General features: G+C 70.9%; 13 protein-coding genes. 6 read left to right on the top strand and 7 right to left on the bottom strand.

Translation table 11 applies throughout. The annotated features are described in order from the left end of the window. Window positions 1-312: 312 nt before the first annotated feature. Window positions 313-1356: an S-methyl-5-thioribose-1-phosphate isomerase gene (gene mtnA / locus ACZ60E_RS20285; protein ID WP_469442099.1), complete on the top strand. Its 1044-nt coding sequence runs from the start codon at window positions 313-315 to the stop codon at window positions 1354-1356. Between the two features lie 218 nt (window positions 1357-1574). Here the strand turns inward: mtnA and mtnB are convergent, their stop codons facing one another. Genes mtnB through ACZ60E_RS20270 form a run of 3 tightly spaced genes read right to left on the bottom strand, consistent with a single transcriptional unit; the run spans window position 1575 to window position 3546 of the window. Further along, the gene (gene mtnB / locus ACZ60E_RS20280) at window positions 1575-2189 is read right to left on the bottom strand and encodes a methylthioribulose 1-phosphate dehydratase (protein ID WP_453791905.1); all 615 of its coding nucleotides are present in this window, start codon (window positions 2187-2189) and stop codon (window positions 1575-1577) included. Continuing rightward, window positions 2186-2944, bottom strand: a complete 759-nt coding sequence (gene mtnC / locus ACZ60E_RS20275; RefSeq protein ID WP_469442281.1) for an acireductone synthase — start codon at window positions 2942-2944, stop codon at window positions 2186-2188. The genes mtnB and mtnC overlap by 4 nt, the downstream gene beginning before the upstream one ends. A gap of 2 nt (window positions 2945-2946) precedes the next feature. Continuing rightward, window positions 2947-3546, bottom strand: coding sequence for a 1,2-dihydroxy-3-keto-5-methylthiopentene dioxygenase (locus ACZ60E_RS20270; RefSeq protein ID WP_107021041.1), 600 nt, complete (start codon window positions 3544-3546; stop codon window positions 2947-2949). 550 nt (window positions 3547-4096) lie between these two features. Here ACZ60E_RS20270 and ACZ60E_RS20265 point away from each other — a divergent pair. The 5 genes from ACZ60E_RS20265 to ACZ60E_RS20245 all read left to right on the top strand — a co-directional run bounded on the left by ACZ60E_RS20265 (window position 4097) and on the right by ACZ60E_RS20245 (window position 12060). Next, window positions 4097-5215, top strand: coding sequence for a substrate-binding domain-containing protein (locus ACZ60E_RS20265; RefSeq protein ID WP_469442097.1), 1119 nt, complete (start codon window positions 4097-4099; stop codon window positions 5213-5215). Continuing rightward, the gene (locus ACZ60E_RS20260) at window positions 5202-6812 is read left to right on the top strand and encodes a sugar ABC transporter ATP-binding protein (protein WP_469442096.1); all 1611 of its coding nucleotides are present in this window, start codon (window positions 5202-5204) and stop codon (window positions 6810-6812) included. The genes ACZ60E_RS20265 and ACZ60E_RS20260 overlap by 14 nt, the downstream gene beginning before the upstream one ends. Window positions 6813-6930: 118 nt before the next feature. After that, the gene (locus tag ACZ60E_RS20255) at window positions 6931-7977 is read left to right on the top strand and encodes an ABC transporter permease (RefSeq protein ID WP_469442095.1); all 1047 of its coding nucleotides are present in this window, start codon (window positions 6931-6933) and stop codon (window positions 7975-7977) included. Between the two features lie 17 nt (window positions 7978-7994). Beyond that, window positions 7995-9203: an S-methyl-5-thioribose kinase gene (gene mtnK, locus ACZ60E_RS20250; protein WP_469442093.1), complete on the top strand. Its 1209-nt coding sequence runs from the start codon at window positions 7995-7997 to the stop codon at window positions 9201-9203. Between the two features lie 70 nt (window positions 9204-9273). Further along, window positions 9274-12060: an NACHT domain-containing protein gene (locus tag ACZ60E_RS20245; protein WP_469442091.1), complete on the top strand. Its 2787-nt coding sequence runs from the start codon at window positions 9274-9276 to the stop codon at window positions 12058-12060. A 434-nt stretch (window positions 12061-12494) separates the two neighbouring features. Here the strand turns inward: ACZ60E_RS20245 and ACZ60E_RS20240 are convergent, their stop codons facing one another. From ACZ60E_RS20240 to ACZ60E_RS20225, 4 genes are all read right to left on the bottom strand, one after another. Continuing rightward, window positions 12495-14120 (bottom strand): glycerol-3-phosphate dehydrogenase/oxidase, encoded by a 1626-nt coding sequence (locus ACZ60E_RS20240; RefSeq protein WP_385838994.1) that lies wholly within the window; start codon window positions 14118-14120, stop codon window positions 12495-12497. Between the two features lie 6 nt (window positions 14121-14126). After that, complete coding sequence (glpK, locus tag ACZ60E_RS20235) at window positions 14127-15674, bottom strand: glycerol kinase GlpK (RefSeq protein ID WP_469442089.1); 1548 nt, start codon at window positions 15672-15674, stop codon at window positions 14127-14129. A gap of 143 nt (window positions 15675-15817) precedes the next feature. Continuing rightward, entirely contained in the window at window positions 15818-16606 is a 789-nt protein-coding gene (locus tag ACZ60E_RS20230) for an MIP/aquaporin family protein (RefSeq protein WP_381834097.1), read from the bottom strand. Between the two features lie 350 nt (window positions 16607-16956). Then, a complete protein-coding gene (locus ACZ60E_RS20225; RefSeq protein WP_384808430.1) occupies window positions 16957-17724 on the bottom strand; it encodes an IclR family transcriptional regulator in 768 nt (255 codons plus the stop codon). Window positions 17725-17932: the final 208 nt, after the last annotated feature.

The following is a 17932-nucleotide window of genomic DNA, read 5'->3' as shown; positions in this document are numbered from 1 at the left end:
AGGTGCGTGCGGCGGTGCGCGCTCAAGCACAAACGCTGAGAGGTGAGGTGGAACCAGGGGTGGCACGGGGGACACCGGAACGGGAGCCGTTGTCTCGGCGGTCAGCGTCGACAGCCGTCGCTTGCACAGCGGCCGTGGTCGAGGAAGCGGCGCATCGTCAGCAGCACACGTCCTCCAACACATCGGCCCTCAGGGCTGCGGGTGCTGGACTGTAACACCGGTTTCCGGACACCCGCGCAACTGTCTCGAACTGTGGTTCTTCGAGGTCATGTACGGTGTCGCGCATCTTCGGAACTTCAGGAGTGCCCCGCTATGCCCCAGGAACTGCGTGCTGTCGACTGGACCGGAAACAGCCTCGCGCTCATCGACCAGACCGTCCTCCCGCAGCGCACCGAGACCCGTCACATCCGTGACGTGGACGGCCTGGTGGACGCGATCCGGCGGCTCGTCGTCCGCGGGGCGCCCGCGATCGGGGCGGCCGGGGCGTACGGGGTGGCGCTCGCGATGCTCCAGGGGGAGCGCGAGGGATGGTCGCGCGAGCAGGTCCTCGCCGCCGTCGCGCGCATCCGGGAGGCACGGCCCACCGCGGTCAACCTCATGGTGTGCGTCGACCGGGTACTGACCCGCTTCGACGACGGCCTCGACGCGGTGCTCGCGGAAGCGGCGGCCGTCCAGCGCGAGGACGTCGCGGCGAACCGGGCGATGGGCGCGTTCGGGGCGGACTGGCTGCTGAAGCGCGTCGGCGTGGACCGGCCACTGCGCGTGCTGACCCACTGCAACACCGGGGCGCTCGCCACGGCCGGGTGGGGCACGGCGCTCGGCGTCATCCGCGAACTGCACGCCCGGGGGCTGCTTGAGGTGGTGTACGCCGACGAGACGCGCCCCCTGCTCCAGGGCTCGCGGCTCACCGCCTGGGAACTGGTGCAGGAGGGCATCCCGCACTTCGTCCAGGCGGACGGGGCGGCGGCCGGCACGATCCTCCGCGGCGAGGTGGACGCCGCGATCGTCGGGGCCGACCGGATCGCGGCGAACGGGGACACGGCGAACAAGGTCGGCACGGTGGGGGTCGCACTGGCGTGCGCCGACGCGGGGGTGCCGTTCCTGGTGGCCGCGCCCACGACGACGGTCGATGTGGCGACGGCCACGGGTGCCGACATCCACATCGAACTACGGGACGAGTCCGAGGTCCTGGAATGGTCGGGCGTCCGAACAGCCCCGACGTCCTCCCGAGGCCACAACCCGGCCTTCGACGTCACCCCTGGCCGCCTGATAACGGCCATGGTGACGGAACGGGGCGTACTGGAGGTGTCGGCGGGGGAGCTGCCGGGGGATCACCTGCGGCCCGGTGGGGGCTGACCGCGCAGTTCCCCGCGCCCCTCAAAAGCGGGGCTGCGCCCCAGCTTTTGCCCTTAAGGGGCGCGGGGAACGGCGCGCTCAGCCCCCACACACCCGCAGCAAACCAACAACCAGCGCCGCAGGCTGACGCACCCGCAGCCGACGAACGACCTTCGTGGTGAAGGGGCGCGGGGAACTGCGCGACCGGCCCCCACCGGCCCGCAGGCGGTCAACCCCCGTCAGCGCCCCGTACCCGTAAGTTCCAGTTCCAGCAGCCACTCCACCACCTCCGTGTGGTGGCGGGCCTGCCGAGGCGAGTCTCCCCAGACATACAGACCGTGGCCCGCCACGACAACCGCCGGCATCCGAGAATCCCGCGCGGCCTCCAGCCGATCCCCGAGCACCCCCATGTCCTGGCTGTTGGCGATGACGGGAAGCGTCACCTCCACACCATGGGCCGGCACCCCCACCCCCTTCAGCATCTCCAGATCGGACAGCACGATCCCGCCGGGCGACCGCCGCCCCAGCGCGACGGAAGCCACCGTGTGCACGTGCACGACCGCACCCGCACCGGTCAGCGCGGCCACCCGCGCATGCAACGCCGCCTCCGCGGACGGCTTGCCGCCGCGCACCGCGGACCCCTGCCCGTCGACCAGCACGACATCCGCCGGCGTCAGTTCACCCTTGTCGTGACCGCTGGCCGTGACCGCGAGCCGCAGCGGATCGCGGGAGAGCACCACGGACAGGTTGCCGGAGGTGCCGCGCATCCAGCCGAAGGACGCGAAGCGGGCGGACTCGGCCGCGAGGACGGCCCCGGCCTCCTCCAGTTCGCGCGTGCTGACGTCCGTGCTCACGTGCTGCTCCTTGAAGTACTGGTACCGGTACCGCTGTTGGTGCCGCCGCCGATGATCTCGATCTCGTCGAACGAACCCGCCTGCGCGTGATCCCCGACGCCCTGCTCGTAGTACGGCTCCCCGGCCCGCCTGACCCCCACGGCGTGCCACCCCGCCGCACGGGCCGCGTCCAGCTCACCGGGCCGGTCGGAGAGGAAGAGGAGGCGCCCGGCCTCCGTACCGATCGCCGCGGCGATCCGCCGGTACGACTCCGGTTCCTGCTTCGGCCCCGCGTTCTCCGTGTCGTACAGCCCGTCGACGAGCGGCAGCAGGTCACCGTCGGGGCTGCTCGCGAACCACGCGCGCTGCGCGGCCACGGACCCGGACGAGTACACGTGCAGCCGTACGCCGGCGGAGTGCCACCGCCGCAGCACCGGCACCACGTCGTCGTAGAAGTGCGAGACCAGGTCGCCCCGGGCGAACCCCTCGGACCAGATGAGGCCCTGAAGGGTTTTCAGCGGGGTCGCCTTCACATCCCCGTCGAGCCACTCGTTCAACGCCTTCTCGACCCGTACGGAGTCGGCGTCCGGCTCGCCGAGCAGTTCACGCACCTGCGCGACCGCCCGCCGTACCTCCGGATCACCGCCCCGCTCCGCCAGCAGCGCCCCGAACCGGGAGCGCGAGTAGGGATAGAGGACGTCGACGACGAAGCCCGTGGCGCTCGTGGTGCCCTCGATGTCGAGGACCACGGCGTCCACGTCGAACGCCGGCCGCAGGCTCACGCCGCGGCCCGGTCCTGCTCGTACCCCGCCGCGATGGTGTCGTAGTCGGGGAAGCGGCCGGCGATGGTGGAACCGGTGAAGCTGCCGATCCAGCCGTCCTCCTCGTGGAAGAACCGGATCGCGGTGAACGCCGGCGAGGTCCCCATGTCGAACCAGTGCGTCGTGCCGCGCGGGACGCCCAGCAGGTCGCCCTTCTCGCAGAACACGGCGTGCACCTCGCCGTTCACGTGCAGGTAGAAGATCCCGGAGCCCGCGACGAAGAACCGGACCTCGTCATCGTCGTCGTGCGTGTGCTCCTGGAGGAACTTCTCCCGCGCGGCCTTCGCCTTCGCCGGGAACTCCGGGTCGTCGCTCGGGTGCAGCCCGAGGACGTCGACCGTGGTGAAGCCCTCCTCGGCGTTCAGCTTGTCGATCTCCCGGCCGTACGCGGCGAAGACGGTCTCGGTGTCGGCGTCCGCGGGAACGTCCTCGCGGACCGGCCACTGCTCGTAGCGCACCCCGAGCGGAGCGAGCGCGGCGGCGATCTCGGCGGGCTCGGAGGTGCGGCGCACGGTCGTCTCGGGTCCGGACTCGGGCCACGTGGTCAGCAGGGTCATGGGAACAACTCCAGGGGTGGGAAGGGACGGCGGAAGGCGGTGGACGCCCGTCCGGATACTGGACAGGCCGTCGGACCGGTCCGATCGCGGGCGGCTCGGGCCGCGCGGCGGGCAGCGGCTCGAACAGGGATCTCGACGTCGGGGTCCGGACCCGTGATCAGCCGCGACACGCCGCGCCGGTACAGCGGTGTGTCGCTGTCGCGCCTGGTGTCGCCATCGGAGACCTCACTGTCCCGGGTCGGGTGCCGGTCCCGAGATCGTAACTCCCGACCGGCGGTCGGCCGAGTGTGACGAAGTTGTTGTCTCAACAACTGAGAATCCCGTCCCAATACTTTGACGGCTGGCTGGAAACGTTCTCATGATCTGCGTATGAAGACGCTGCTGCTCGTGCGGCGGCTGTACGTGGACTTGCTCCGGTCGACCACAGCCCGCTGTCGCTGACCCGCCCGCGGCCATGGCCCGAATCGGCCCCCGCCCGGCGCTCCGGACCGGCACCCCCGCACTCCGCACGCCCTCTTCTCCCCCTCCCCGCACCGCTCCTGGAGCCGTCATGCCCGGTACTCGTACCCGTCTGCCCCGAACCCGTCTGCCGTTCGCCGCGCTCTCGCTGGCCTCCGCCTCCGCGCTCCTCCTCGCCGGCTGCTCGCAGTCGTCGGACGCCTCGGAGAAGACCGCCGACAGCGCCGCGCCCGCCGCCACCGCCACCGGAAAGAAGCCCGCGCCGTTCAGCGAGGGCAAGGTCAAGGTCGCGCTGGTCCGGCAGAGCGGCGCCGGTGACTACTTCGAGCAGTGGGGCAACGGGGCGAAGGCCCAGGCGAAGGCCCTCGGTATCGACCTGACGGTGTACGACGCCCAGGCGGACAACGCCAAGCAGGCCACCGACCTCTCCTCGGCCATCAACTCCGGGGCGAAGACGATCATCGTCGACCACGGCTTCCCCGCCACGATCCAGCCGGAGATCGACAAGGCGGTGAAGAAGGGCATCAAGGTCGTCGTCTACGACGTGGAGACCACGAACAAGTCGGTCGTCAGCACCAAGCAGGACGACGCCAGCATGGCCCAGGCCGTCCTCGACGTGATGGCCGGCGAACTCGGCAAGGACGCCAAGGTCGGCTACGTCAACGTCGCCGGGTACGCGGCGCTCGACAAGCGCGACAGCGTCTGGAAGAAGACGGCCGACGCCAACGGCTGGAAGCAGACGTTCAAGGTCGGCAAGGTCACCGACTCCACGGCCACCGACAACGTGCCCCTGGTCAGTGCCGCGCTCACCCAGCACTCGGACGTGGCGGGCGTCTTCGCCCCCTACGACGAACTCGCCAAGGGCACCGTCCTCGCCGTCAACAACAAGAAGCTCCAGGACAAGGTGAAGGTCTTCGGCGCGGACGTCTCCAACGCCGACATCCAGAACATGACCGCGAAGGACAGCCCCTGGGTGGCCACCGCGGGCACGGACCCCTCGGCGGTCGGCGCCGCCGTCGTGCGGACCGCGGCCCTGGAACTGGCCGGACAGCTGAACAGGACCTCGGTCGAGTTCCCGGCCGTCGCGATCACCCAGGACTTCCTGAAGAGCAAGAACATCGCGAACATGGACCAGCTGCGCGAGGCACTGCCCGCGCTGAACCTCGCCAAGGTCAGCACGGCCGACTGGATCCCCAATGTCGCCCACTGACCAGGCCGCTGATCAGCCCGGCGACCGGCCCGCCGACCCGTCCGCCGCGGTCAGTCTGCGCGGCGTCGGCATGGCCTTCGGCGGGAAGACGGTCCTGGAGTCCGTCTCGCTGGACATCGCGCCCGGCAGCGTCGTCGCGCTGCTCGGCGCCAACGGCGCGGGCAAGTCCACCCTGATCAAGATCCTGTCCGGGGTGCACACCGACCACAGCGGCCAGGTCGAGGTGAACGGCGGACCCGCCGCGCTCCAGTCCCCGCTCGCCGCCCGCCAGCTGGGCATCCAGACCGTGCACCAGCGCATCGGCGAGGGGATCGTCCCCGGCCTCACCGTCGCCGAGAACCTCGTCTTCGAGGAACTGGCCCAGCGGCGCGGCAACCCGTTCCTCGACGGACGCAGGCTGCTGACCCGCGCCCGGGAGATCCAGTCGGCGCTCGACCTCGGCTGGAGCGACCAGATCCTCAAGCGGGACGTCACCGAACTCGGCATCTCCGACCGGCAGCTGCTCATCCTGGCCCGCGCCCTCGCGACCAGCCCCCGCCTCCTCGTCCTCGACGAACCGACCTCCGCGCTCTCCGCCGCCGAGGCCGAGCGCCTGTTCGCGCTCGTCGAGCGGATGCGGGACGACGGCATCGCCGTCCTGTACGTCTCCCACCGCCTCGGCGAGATCGACGCACTCGCCGACCGGCTGGTCGTCCTGCGGGACGGCCGTCTCACCGAGGACCAGGCCAAGCCCTTCGACTGGGACCGCGCCCTGCGCGCGATGCTCGCCCAGGCCCAGGGCGCCCGGACGGCCCGCCCGTCGGACGCCAAGCAGGCCCCGGGCACCGATGCGAGCACCGGGTCTGGTTCCGGCACAGGCACCGGCTCCGGTGAGATCGCCGTCTCACTCAAGGGCGTACCGCTGCTCCCCGGCCGGACCCCCCAGGACCTCGACCTCCGGGCGGGCGAAGTCACCGGCGTGGTCGGGCTGCTGGGCGCGGGCAAGACCGAACTGGCCCGCGGCCTCTTCGGCGCCGAGCCGTTCCCGAGCGGAACCGTCGAACTCGACGGCAAGCCGTACGCACCCCGCCGCCCCGCCGACGCGATCCGCCGGGGTGTGCACCTCGTCCCCGAGGACCGGCACGCCGACGCCCTGGTCCCCGGCTGGTCCCTGGCCCAGAACGTCTCCCTGCCGTTCCTGCGCTCCCTCTCCACGGCCGGGCTCGTGAACCGGCGCAGGGAGAACGCCCTGGGCCGCGACACCATCGAACAGCTCGGCGTCGTCGCCCGCGACGAGCACAGCACGGTCGAGGAGCTGTCCGGCGGCAACCAGCAGAAGATCGTCGTCGGCCGCTGGCTCGCCGAGGAACCCCGTGTCCTTATTTTGGACGAGCCGTTCCGAGGCGTGGACATCGGCGCCCGCCGTGACATCGGCCGCCGTGCCCGCGCTCTGGCCGCCGAAGGCGCCGCGGTCCTCGTCCTGTCCGCCGACGTGGACGAGGTCCTGGAGGTCGCCGACCGGGTCGTCGTCCTCGCCGCGGGAGAGATCCACCTCGACGCGTACGGCGAGGACGCGGAGCGCGACCGCGTCATCCGGACCATCTCGGCGTCCGTCTGATGCCGGCCACCGCGAAGCCACACACGAAGCCGCACACGAAGCGACGCACGAAGTCACGCACGAAGCCACGCACGAAGCCACGCACGAAGTCACACCGGGAAGTTCGGGGAAGCACGCCATGACCACCACCCAGAGCACCGAGGTGCCGACCAAGGCGGCCCCGCCGCCCGCGACCTCCCCGGCCCTGCGGGTCCAGAGCGCCGTCATCAAGTACGGCTTCATCTTCGTCACCGTCACGCTCTTCGCGTACTTCGCGCTCAGCGAGCCGTCCTTCCGCGACTCCGCGACGCTCCTGGACACCCTCCGGTACGTGTCCGTCGCCGCGATCCTCGGCCTGGGCGTCACCCTCACGATGGCGGTGGGCGGCATCGACATGTCCGTCGGCGCGGTCGCGGGGCTCGGCGTGACGGTCGCCGCCAAGACGATGGTCTCGTACAACCAGGTCGGTCTCGTGGCGATCCTCGCCGTGATCGCGGCGGGCGCGCTGGCCGGGCTCCTCAACGCCCTGCTGATCGTGGTCCTCAAGATCCCCGACATGCTGGCCACGCTCGGCACGATGTTCGTGATCCAGGGCACCAAACTCGTCCTGGTCGACGGCCAGTCCATCACCCCCGGCATGACCCAGTCCGACGGCTCCACCGCGCCGGGGAAGTTCACCGAGGGCTTCCTGCGCATCGACCGCGGCACGGTCCTCGGCATCCCCGTCTCCGTACTGCTCTTCGGCGCGCTCACGGTCGTGGCCTGGGTGTTCCTCGCCCGCACCCGCTGGGGCCGCGTCCTGTACGCGATCGGCGCGAACCCGGAGGCCTCCCGGCTGGCCGGCATCCGCGTCGGCGCCTACCGGGCCCTGGCGTACGTCCTGTCCGGCGTCCTCGCTTCGATCGGCGGCCTCATCCTGGCCTCCCGTATCGGCCAGGGAGACGTCTCGGCCGGCACCTCCCAGCTCCTGGAGGCGGTGGCGGTCGCCCTGGTCGGCACCTCCGTCCTCGGCCGGGGCCGCCCGAACGTCTGGGGCACCGCGCTGGGCGCCGTCCTGATCGGCATCATCACGACCGGCCTGACCATCAAGGGCCTGCCGTACTACACGCAGGACGTCGTCGAGGGCGCGGTCCTCATCCTCGCCCTGATCTTCAGCTTCACCCTGTCCAAGCGCCGCACCGCATAAGGGAGTTCACCGTTCACATGGGCTACCGCATCCTGGAGACCGAGGACGTGCCCGCGTACCTGCGCGAGCGCGGCCACTGGGACGACCTGGCCGACATCCACGTCCGCGAGGTCTCCGACGGCAACATGAACCGTGTGTTCCTCGCCTCGAACGGCGCGGGCACCCGGGGCCTCGCCGTCAAGCAGGCCCTGCCCTGGGTCCGGGTCGCGGGCCCCTCCTGGCCGATGAGCCCCGAGCGCGCCGACGCCGAGGCCCGCGCCTACGAGCAGGTCGCCAGGGTCGCTCCGGACAAGATCCCCGCGATCCACGGCTACGACCCGGGCCACCACGCCCTCGTCATGGAGGACATGTCCGACCTGGAGGTCCTGCGCACGGTCCTCAACGAGGGTGCCTCCTACGGCCCGGACACCTCACGCAGGATCGGCGAGTTCGTCGCCCAACTCACCTTCGCCACCAGTGACTTCGGGATGCCGTCCGCCGAACGCAAGGCTCTGATCGCCGCCTCCGTCAGCCCCGAACTGTGCAAGATCACCGAGGACGTCGTCCTCTCCGAGCCGTACATCGAGCACGAGCACAACCACTGGCTTCCCGAACTCGACGACCTGGCGGCCGGGTTCCGCGCCGACACCCGGCTGCGCACCGAGGTCGCCGACCTGCGCCACACCTTCATGACGTCCGCGCAGGCCCTCCTCCACGGCGACCTGCACACCGGCAGCGTCATGGTCGGCGAACGCGACGCCGCCCCCGTGATCCGGGTCTTCGACCCCGAGTTCTCCTTCGTCGGCCCGATCGGCTACGACATCGGCCTGTACTGGGCCAACGTCCTCGTCGCCACGGCCCGGGCGCGGGCCCTCGGCACGGTCACCGACCACGCGGCCCAACTCCGCCTCTCCTGGGAGGGGTTCGAGTCCGAGTTCCGCCGCCTGTGGCCGACCCGCGTCGACACCTTCTTCGACGACGCCTACCTCGACCGCTTCCTGCGCCGCGTCTGGACCGACGCGGTCGGCTTCGCGGGCACCGAGATCGTCCGCCGCGTCATCGGCTTCGCCCACCTCACCGACCTGACGACCCTGCCCGACCCGGTCCCCGCCTCCCGCGCCACCCTCCTGCTGGGACGCCAACTCGTCCTCCGCAGGGCGGAACTGCACAGCCCCGAGGACATCCAGGCCGTCGAGAACGCCGAGAACACCAGGAACGCCGACAGCATCAGGGCATCGCAGGTGTGAACGAGCCAACAGGTGTGCCGATGCTGTGAGTTCGCGTGACGGGCAGCATGCACACGGTGACAATCTGCTCATGGAAACGCTACGGGGCGGGCGGGACGACTGGAGACCACCGTCCGAGGTACGCAACATCGTGCGCGACAGCACGATCGAATACCTCGTCCAGGCGGGCTGGATCCAGGGCGACCTCGTCGTCAACCTGCCGCCTCCGCGGGAACCCGTCGACACCGCGGCCGAGGAACTCGCCCGGTCCTTACGCGCCCAGTGGTCGGCCGAGGTGGCCGCCTGGGAACTCGGCGACATCGAGGGCCCCCTCGCCGTGCGCTGGCTCGCCCGGTGGGGAACCACGGCCCCCACCGGCAGCACAGCGCCGGCCGGCGGCACAGCGCCGGCCGGCGGAACGGCAACGGCAGGCAGCACAGTCCCGGCCGCGGACGTCACCGCGCCACGGCCCGCGCGCAGCGACCGGCTCGGTGACATCGCGGACACCCTGCTCGGCCTGGACGCACGACGCCTCCTCGTGCTCGGCGGCCCCGGCTCCGGCAAGTCGACCCTGCTCGCCATGACCGTCGTCCTGCTCGCCGCACGCCATCTGGGCGATGTGACCCGCCGCATACCCGGCGACCGGGGCGTACCCGTCCCGCTCCTCCTCTCCCTGGAGTCGTGGGACGCCGAGAGCGTGGGGCTGCGCGACTGGCTGGTCGCCCGGCTCACCGAGGACCACCCCGGACTGCCCCGGGTGGCCGGCGCGCATCCCGCCCGCCGCCTCGTACGCGACGGGCGCGTCCTGCCCGTACTCGACGGCCTCGACGAACTGCCCGACCACCGAAGGGCCGCCGTGGTCCGCGAACTGAACTCCGCACCCCGGGAGTTGGGCTTCGTCCTGGCCTCCCGGACCCAGGAGTACCGGACACTCGACGTCAGGGCCGTGGGCGCCTCGGACATCGAGGCCCTGCCGGTGGGCCCGCGCGACGCCGCGGTCCATCTGCTGCGCACGGCCGACCAGGAACGGCACGAACAGTGGGGCCCGGTCCTCGACGAACTCGCCGAGCACCCCGAAGGACCCCTCGGCCGGGCCCTCTCCACCCCGCTGATGATCTGGCTCGCCCGACGCGCCCACCGGCCGGCCCACACCGACCCGGGCCGCCTCGCCGACCGCGCCCGGCTGCCCACCAGGGAGGCCGTCGAGAGCCATCTGATGGACACGGTGGTCCCGGCCGCCTTCGCACCCCGCGCCCACGACAGCGAGCGGCTGCACGCACCGGGGCAGTGGAACCCCGCCCGCGCCCGGGGCTGGCTCGCGTTCCTCGCCCGCGAACTGGAACGCCACCGCACCGGAGAGTTCGCCTGGTGGCGGCTGAACCGGGCCAGGGCGGCACGGCTGCTCGCGATACCGACCCTGGTGGCCCTGTGCATCGTGCTCGCCGAGTCGATGATGGCCGTGGTGACGCGCGTGGAGGACACCTACAGCGACTCGCCCCAGCTGAACATCGAGATGTTCGACCGCAACTACCTGTTCGGCGCCGCCGTCATGGCCACCGGCATCCAGCTGACCACGCTCCAGTGGTACGGCGACCGCTTCTGGGAACCCCGTCGCAGGGCCAACCCCTTCAAGGCCGGTGCCGCACTGCGCTCCGCGACCCGGGCGGCCTCCGTGCGCCGCGCCCTGACCTCGCTCGCCATCCTCGTGGTGCCCGCCGCGTTCTTCCTGCTCACGGCACAGGGGATGTACCACAGCGAGGCGTTCACGGCTCAGGCCGTCCTCGGCTTCGTCCTCCCCGCGCTCGTGATGCTCGTCATCGCCGCGCCCGCCGACACGGTCGACGCGGCGACCCCGGACGAACTCCTGGCGGACGAGCGCCGCGCGGGCCTGCTCACCCTCGGCGTGGTCGCCCCGCTGATCGGCCTGGGCACCGGGGCGCACAGTCTGCTGACCGGGCACGGCACGGTCGACTTCTGGGTCGCCTTCGCCAAGGGCATGACGGGCGCGGTGATCGTCCTGGTCGCCGTCAGCCCCTGGTGCCTGTGGGTGGTCTCCAAGGCATGGCTGGCCGTGCTCGGCCGGGTGCCCTGGTCCCTCATGGAGTTCCTGCGGGACGCGTACGGCGGGGGACTGCTCCAGCGGTACGGCGGCACGTACCGGTTCCGGCACCTCAGACTGCAGGAACACCTGGCGGGGCGTCCGGCCGCCGTGCCCGCGGCGGCCCGGCCCCCGGCCGCCCCCACCGGGGCCGGTCCGCGGCAGCCGTTCACGGTGACGGGTCCCCAGCCGCATCGGCCGCACCGGCCGGACCGGCTGTCCGGGCTCCTCGACCGTCCGCCGCCGCTGCACGAACTGCGGGGCTACACCGTCGTGTCCAACGACCACGAGTACGTCGTCGACGCCCGTGACCGGCGTCTGCCGCTGGGGCACTGGCCGCTGTGCGGCCTGTTCATGGTGCTCTCGGCGGTGCGCATGGCCGCGACCGGCAACTGGGACAACGCGATGGGCTGGAGCAGCGTGCTGTTCTGGCCCGGCTTCGCGCTGTCCGTCAACGTGTTCGCGCTCCTGCTGCCGAAGATGCGCATGACCCTGCGGATCGACCACTGGGGGATCACCGTGTCGAAGGGGCGGCATCGAGCGGCGTACGCATGGGACGACGTCCTCGCTGTCCGCGTCCGGCAGGTGTACGTCCGGGGGCGCAACCAGCGGGTGTACGGGCCGCATGTGCGGTTGCGGCCGGGGGCGGTGGAGCCGCCGCGGTTGTTCCGGGGGCGGGACGGGTGGTTTCTCGTGATGGCGCTGCATGTGCGTGAGGCCATGCCGCCGGATCTAGCCGACGCATTCGCCCGCCTGTCCGGCGGCCGCTGGCATGCTTGAGCGTCCCGCCGCGTCCCGCCGCGTCCCGGTGGGGGCCGTTCGCGCAGTTCCCCGCGCCCCTGAAGAACCGTGTTCGTCTGCGGGACGGTGGGGGTGGGCCCAAACGATTGCGCCGTTCCCCGCGCTCCTGAATGTGCGGGCTGGTGGGGGTTGGCCGCGCCGTTCCCCGCGCCCCTCGGGGAGGGGCTGCGCCCCGTCCCACCCAGGGGCGCGGGGAACGGCGCAGTCTTTTGTCTTTGAGGAGCGCGGGGAACGGCGCGGTGCTTTGTCGTTTAGGGGCGCGGGGAACTGCGCAATCTTTTGGCTTTGAGCCGCACGCGGGACGCAGCGCCCGGCCCCGCTCCTTCAGGGGCGCGGGGAACTGCGCGACCGGCCACGACGGGCCGCACCGTCCGACCCGCGGTGCGGCCCCGTGGGGGCGGACCCCCGGGTGACTACTTGTTGTCGAGCAGGTTCTGGACCTTGCCCCGTATCTCGTCATCCGCCAAGCCGCGGATCGTGAGGGTCGTCCGGCGCCGCAGGACGTCGTCCGCCGTCTCCGCCCACTCGTTGTCGCGGGCGTACACGACCTGCGCCCAGATCTCGGGCGCGTCCTCGTGCACACGCTGCGCCAGCTCCGGGTTGTCCTCGGCCAGCCGCGCGATGTCGAAGGCCAGCGAGCCGTAGTGCGTCGCCAGGTGCTTGGCCGTGTCGGCGCCCATCCGTGGACCGGCCGCGGGGGTGTCGACCAGGAGCCGGTGCGCGACCGCGCGCGGGTTGGCGACACCCGGCAGCGGCAGCTTCTTCGGCAGCGCGGAGATCGGCTCGAAGTCCTCGCCGAGCGGCCGGCCCGGCAGTGACTCCAGCTGCTTCATGACGGTCCGGCCGATGTGCCGGAAGGTCGTCCACTTGCCGCCCGCGACGGACAGCATGCCGCCCCGGCCCTCGGTGACGACGGTCTCCCGCTTGGCCTTGGACGTGTCGCCGGGGCCGCCGGGCAGGACACGCAGACCCGCGAAGGAGTACGTGATCAGGTCACGGGTCAGCTGCTTGTCGCGGATCGAGAACGCGGCCTCGTCCAGGATCTGTGAGATGTCCTTCTCGGTGACCGAGACGTCCGCGGGGTCGCCCTCGTACTCCTCGTCGGTCGTGCCGAGCAGCAGCATGTCCTCCCAGGGGAGGGCGAAGGTGATGCGGTACTTGTCGATCGGCGTGGCCAGCGCGGCCTTCCAGGGGGAGGTGCGCTTGAGGACCAGGTGCGCGCCCTTGGAGAGGCGGATGGACGGCGCCGCGTTCTCGTCCTCCATCTTGCGCAGGTGGTCCACCCACGGCCCGGTCGCGTTCAGCACCAGGCGTGCCGACACGCCGAACTCGTCACCGGAGAGCGTGTCCTTCAGCTCGGCGCCGGTGACCCGGCCCCGGGTGAAGCGCAGACCGGTGACGGCCGCGTGGTTGAGCACGGTGGCACCCGACTCGACGGCCGCGCGGACCGTCATCAGGGCCATCCGGGAGTCGTTCATCTGGTCGTCGCCGTACACGGCCACGGCCTTCAGGTTGTCCGTACGCAGCTCGGGAACGTCCTGCGCGGCCTTCGACGGCGAGAGCAGGTGCCCCACGCCGTCACCGAAGGCCGACAGTGCCGAGTACGCGAAGACACCCGCGCCCAGCTTCGCCGCGCCGTGCGGCCCGCCCTTGTACACGGGGAGGTAGAACGTGAGCGGGTTCGCCAGGTGAGGGGCCACCTGACGGGAGACCGCACGGCGCTCGAAGTGGTTCTCCGCCACCAGCTTCACCGCGCCGGTCTGCAGATAGCGCAGACCGCCGTGGAGCAGCTTGGAGGAGGCGGAGGAGGTCGCGCCGGCGAAGTCGCCGGCGTCGACCAGGGCCACCCGCAGACCCGACTGCGCGGCATGCCAGGCGGTGGAGATGCCCAGGATTCCGCCACCGATCACCAGGAGGTCGTATGTCGACTTGGACAGCTGCTCCCGGGTCTCGGCGCGGCCCACTGCCTTCGCATGGAACGCGGCGGAGCCGTTGGCCGGGTGCGTCCCAAGAGCCGGGACACTCTGCAGGGTGGTCATTGCGAATTACTCCTCGTCAGCATCGTCTTCGAGCCAGCCCATGGTCCGCTCGACGGCCTTGAGCCAGCTCTTGTACTCACGGTCACGGGTCTCCGCGGCCATGTTCGGGGTCCATTCCGCGGCCCGCCGCCAGTTGGCGCGCAGGTCCTCGGTGTTCGTCCAGAAGCCGACGGCGAGGCCGGCGGCGTAGGCGGCGCCGAGGCAGGTGGTCTCGGCGACCATCGGACGCACCACGGGGGCGTCCAGGACGTCGGCCAGGGTCTGCATCAGCAGGTTGTTGGAGGTCATGCCGCCGTCGACCTTGAGGGCCGCCAGCTCGACGCCGGAGTCCTTGGTCATGGCGTCGCTGATCTCACGGGTCTGCCAGGCGGTGGCCTCCAGGACGGCGCGCGCGATGTGCGCCTTGGTGACGTACCGGGTCAGGCCGGTGATCACACCGCGGGCGTCGGGACGCCAGTACGGGGCGAACAGACCGGAGAAGGCCGGCACGAAGTACGCGCCGCCGTTGTCCTCGACCGACAGCGCGAGCGTCTCGATCTCGGCGGCGGACTTGATGAGGCCCATCTGGTCGCGCATCCACTGGACGAGCGAGCCGGTGACGGCGATGGAACCCTCGAGCGCGTAGACCGGCTTCTGGTCGCCGATCTGGTAGCCGACGGTGGTCAGCAGGCCGCTGTACGAGTTGATGAGCTTGTCACCGGTGTTCATCAGCATGAACGTGCCGGTGCCGTACGTGGACTTGGCCTCGCCCTCGGCGAAACAGGTCTGGCCGAACAGGGCCGCCTGCTGGTCGCCGAGCGCGGAGGCGACCGGGATGCCGCCGAGCAGGTCGCCCAGCTTGCCGCCGGTGACCTCGCCGTACACCTCGGCGGAGGAGCGGATCTCGGGCAGCATGTTCAGCGGGACGCCGATGGACTCGGCGATCTTCTCGTCCCACTGCATGGTGTGCAGGTTCATCAGCATCGTGCGGGAGGCGTTGGTGACGTCGGTGACGTGCCGGCCGCCGTTCACACCGCCCGTCAGGTTCCAGATGACCCAGCTGTCCATGGTGCCGAAGAGGATGTCGCCGGCCTCGGCGCGCTCGCGCAGGCCCTCGACGTTGTCGAGCAGCCAGCGGGCCTTGGGACCGGCGAAGTACGAGGCGAGCGGCAGGCCGGTCTCGCGGCGGAAGCGGTCCTGGCCGACGTTGCGGCCGAGCTCCTTGCAGAGCGCGTCGGTGCGGGTGTCCTGCCAGACGAGGGCGTTGTGGACGGGCTCACCGGTGTTCTTGTCCCACAGCAGCGTCGTCTCGCGCTGGTTGGTGATGCCGATGGCCTTGATGTCTTCGCGGGTGATGCCGGCCTTCTCGACGGCCGAGGCGACGACCTCCTGGACGTTCGTCCAGATCTCGGTGGCGTTGTGCTCGACCCAGCCCGGCTTCGGGAAGATCTGCTCGTGCTCCTTCTGGTCGACGGAGACGATCCGGCCGTCCCGGTCGAAGACGATGCAGCGGCTGGACGTGGTGCCCTGGTCGATGGCGGCGATGAAGGGGCCGGCGGTGTGCGCGTCGGTCACGGTGTGCTCCTGAAAGTCCGTGGGTTCCGTGGGTGAGGGGCTGGCTTACGGCGTATTGCTTCCGGCTCCGGCCGACGTCCGTCCCGTACCGGACGGACGTCGGCGCCGAGCGGACGTACGGCTCCAAGCAAAGCTGTAAAGCTCTAGGCGAAGGCCACGTTGTAGATACCGGCGGCGATCGCTCCGCCGATCAGCGGTCCCACCACCGGGACCCAGGCGTAGCTCCAATCCGACCCGCCCTTGTTGGGCAGCGGCAGCAGGGCGTGCACGATGCGCGGGCCGAGGTCACGGACCGGGTTGATCGCGTACCCCGTCGGGCCACCGAGCGAGAGACCGATGCTGACGACCACGAAGGCGGTGATCAGCGCGCCCAGAGTGCCCAGACCCTTGCCGCTGTCGTTGAGCCCCTGGGTGAGGACGGCGAGCACCAGCACGATCGTGCCGATGACCTCCGTCGCGACGTTCTGCCAGGCGACCCTGACCTCCGGGCCGGTGGAGAAGACGCCGAGCACCGGGCCCGCCTTGGCCTCCCGTGCCTCCACGGACTTGACGTCCTGCGCACCGGGGCCGCCCACGATCTCGCGGTCGGTGAGGTGCGCCAGGAACTGTCCGTAGTACGCGACCCACACGAGCAGCGCGCCGATCATGGCGCCGAGGAGCTGGCCCGACCAATAGGTCAGGACGTTGCTCCAGTCGTCGTCCTTGATCGCGATGCCGAGGGTGACGGCCGGGTTCAGATGGGCACCGGAGAGGGGCGCCGAGATGTACACGGCGGTCATCACCGCGAAACCCCACCCGAAGGTGATGGCGAGCCACCCGGCGTTGCGTGCCTTGGAGGCCTTCAGCGTGACGGCGGCGCACACGCCACCGCCGAGCAGGATGAGTATGGCGGTACCTATGGTCTCGCCGATGAAGATGTCGGAGCTGGACACCCGCGACTCCTTTGTCCTTCGTCCAGGGGAAGGCGAACCCCGGGTCCCTCCGGTGGTTCGCGACCTCAGGTGAGGTCGTTGCCGGCCCTTGGCCTTGTCACACTCTAACGCGTATTGCCGGTAGGTGTTCGACAATGCCGACCGATGGACGGGAGTCTTGCTCTGCCAATACCACCTCGTCAAGGCCTCTGTTATCGAAAACACGATCGTTATTGATTGGTGTGACCTATCGATCATGGGAACGGCCGCACACCACGTGCGAGCAGGAACGTTCCATCGTCGGGGGAGCGCGAAGAAGGCCGGTACGTCGTCGACGTACCGGCCTTCTTCCCACAATCGCGGGCCCGGACTCAGAACCGCCCGGCGCCCAGGTCCCTCGACACCGAGCGGGCACAGTCGCGGACGGCGGCGATCAGCTCGGGACGCAGCCCGCCGTCCTTGTCGCAGACACGCTCCACCGCCCCCGTGACGCCCACCGCGCCGACGGGCATCCGCCGCTGGTTGTGGATCGGCGCCGCCACCGAGGCGACCCCCGTCCAGGTCTCCTCGACATCGGCCGCGTACCCGCGCGCGCGGGTCAGGTCCAGGACGTGCTCGAACGCCTCGGGCGCGCTGACCGTACGCGCCGTGAACTCCTCGCGCTCGGCCTCCAGGACCTCGCTGTGCGCCACCGGGTCGTACGCCGACAGGACCTTGCCCAGCGCCGTGGAGTGCAGGGGCTGCATGGCCCCGACCTCCAGCACCTGCCGGCTGTCGTCGGGCCTGAACACGTGGTGCACGATCAGTACGCCCTGCTGGTGCAGCACGCCCAGATAGACGCTCTCGCCGCTGGAGCGGGCCAGATCGTCGGTCCACACCAGGGCCCGCGCCCGCAGCTCGTGCACATCGAGATAGGTCGTCCCCAGGCGCAGCAGCTCAGCGCCCAGCTGGTAGCGCCCGGAGGGCCCGTCCTGCTCGACGAAACCCTCCTGCTGCAGTGTGCGCAGGATCCCGTGGGCCGTGCCCTTCGCCAGGCCCAGCGACGAGGCGATGTCCGACAGGCCGAGCCGTCGCTCCCCGCCTGCGAGCAGCCGCAGCATCGCGGCCGCCCGTTCGAGCGACTGGATGTTCCGTGCCATCGCCGTCGTGCCCTCCGTCCCCTTGGACCGTCGGTCGCCGCTTCGCTGCCACCGTTCGGCAATGTCGAACATTACCGCTCGCCGCCGACCTCCCGCTAATGGGTGGCCGTGATGAGTTGCGAACGCATCCAACCCGACACCGGGTACGGATCGCGCGTCCGTCCCGTGGACGCTCCCGCCCCTCCGGTGCCGCCGCGGGCTACCCTGA

It is taken from the genome of Streptomyces sp. NPDC102514 (assembly GCF_055584525.1).
This window is presented reverse-complemented; position numbering and strand designations above follow the sequence as displayed.

Excerpts from the sequence above, each read along its gene's own strand:
- ACZ60E_RS20240 (WP_385838994.1), bottom strand. The coding sequence starts at position 14,120 with ATGACCACCCTGCAGAGTGTCCCGGCTCTTGGGACGCACCCGGCCAAC.
- mtnA (WP_469442099.1), top strand. The coding sequence starts at position 313 with ATGCCCCAGGAACTGCGTGCTGTCGACTGGACCGGAAACAGCCTCGCG.
- ACZ60E_RS20260 (WP_469442096.1), top strand. The coding sequence starts at position 5,202 with ATGTCGCCCACTGACCAGGCCGCTGATCAGCCCGGCGACCGGCCCGCC.
- mtnK (WP_469442093.1), top strand. The coding sequence starts at position 7,995 with ATGGGCTACCGCATCCTGGAGACCGAGGACGTGCCCGCGTACCTGCGC.
- ACZ60E_RS20255 (WP_469442095.1), top strand. The coding sequence starts at position 6,931 with ATGACCACCACCCAGAGCACCGAGGTGCCGACCAAGGCGGCCCCGCCG.
- ACZ60E_RS20225 (WP_384808430.1), bottom strand. The coding sequence starts at position 17,724 with ATGGCACGGAACATCCAGTCGCTCGAACGGGCGGCCGCGATGCTGCGG.
- ACZ60E_RS20245 (WP_469442091.1), top strand. The coding sequence starts at position 9,274 with ATGGAAACGCTACGGGGCGGGCGGGACGACTGGAGACCACCGTCCGAG.
- ACZ60E_RS20270 (WP_107021041.1), bottom strand. The coding sequence starts at position 3,546 with ATGACCCTGCTGACCACGTGGCCCGAGTCCGGACCCGAGACGACCGTG.
- ACZ60E_RS20265 (WP_469442097.1), top strand. The coding sequence starts at position 4,097 with ATGCCCGGTACTCGTACCCGTCTGCCCCGAACCCGTCTGCCGTTCGCC.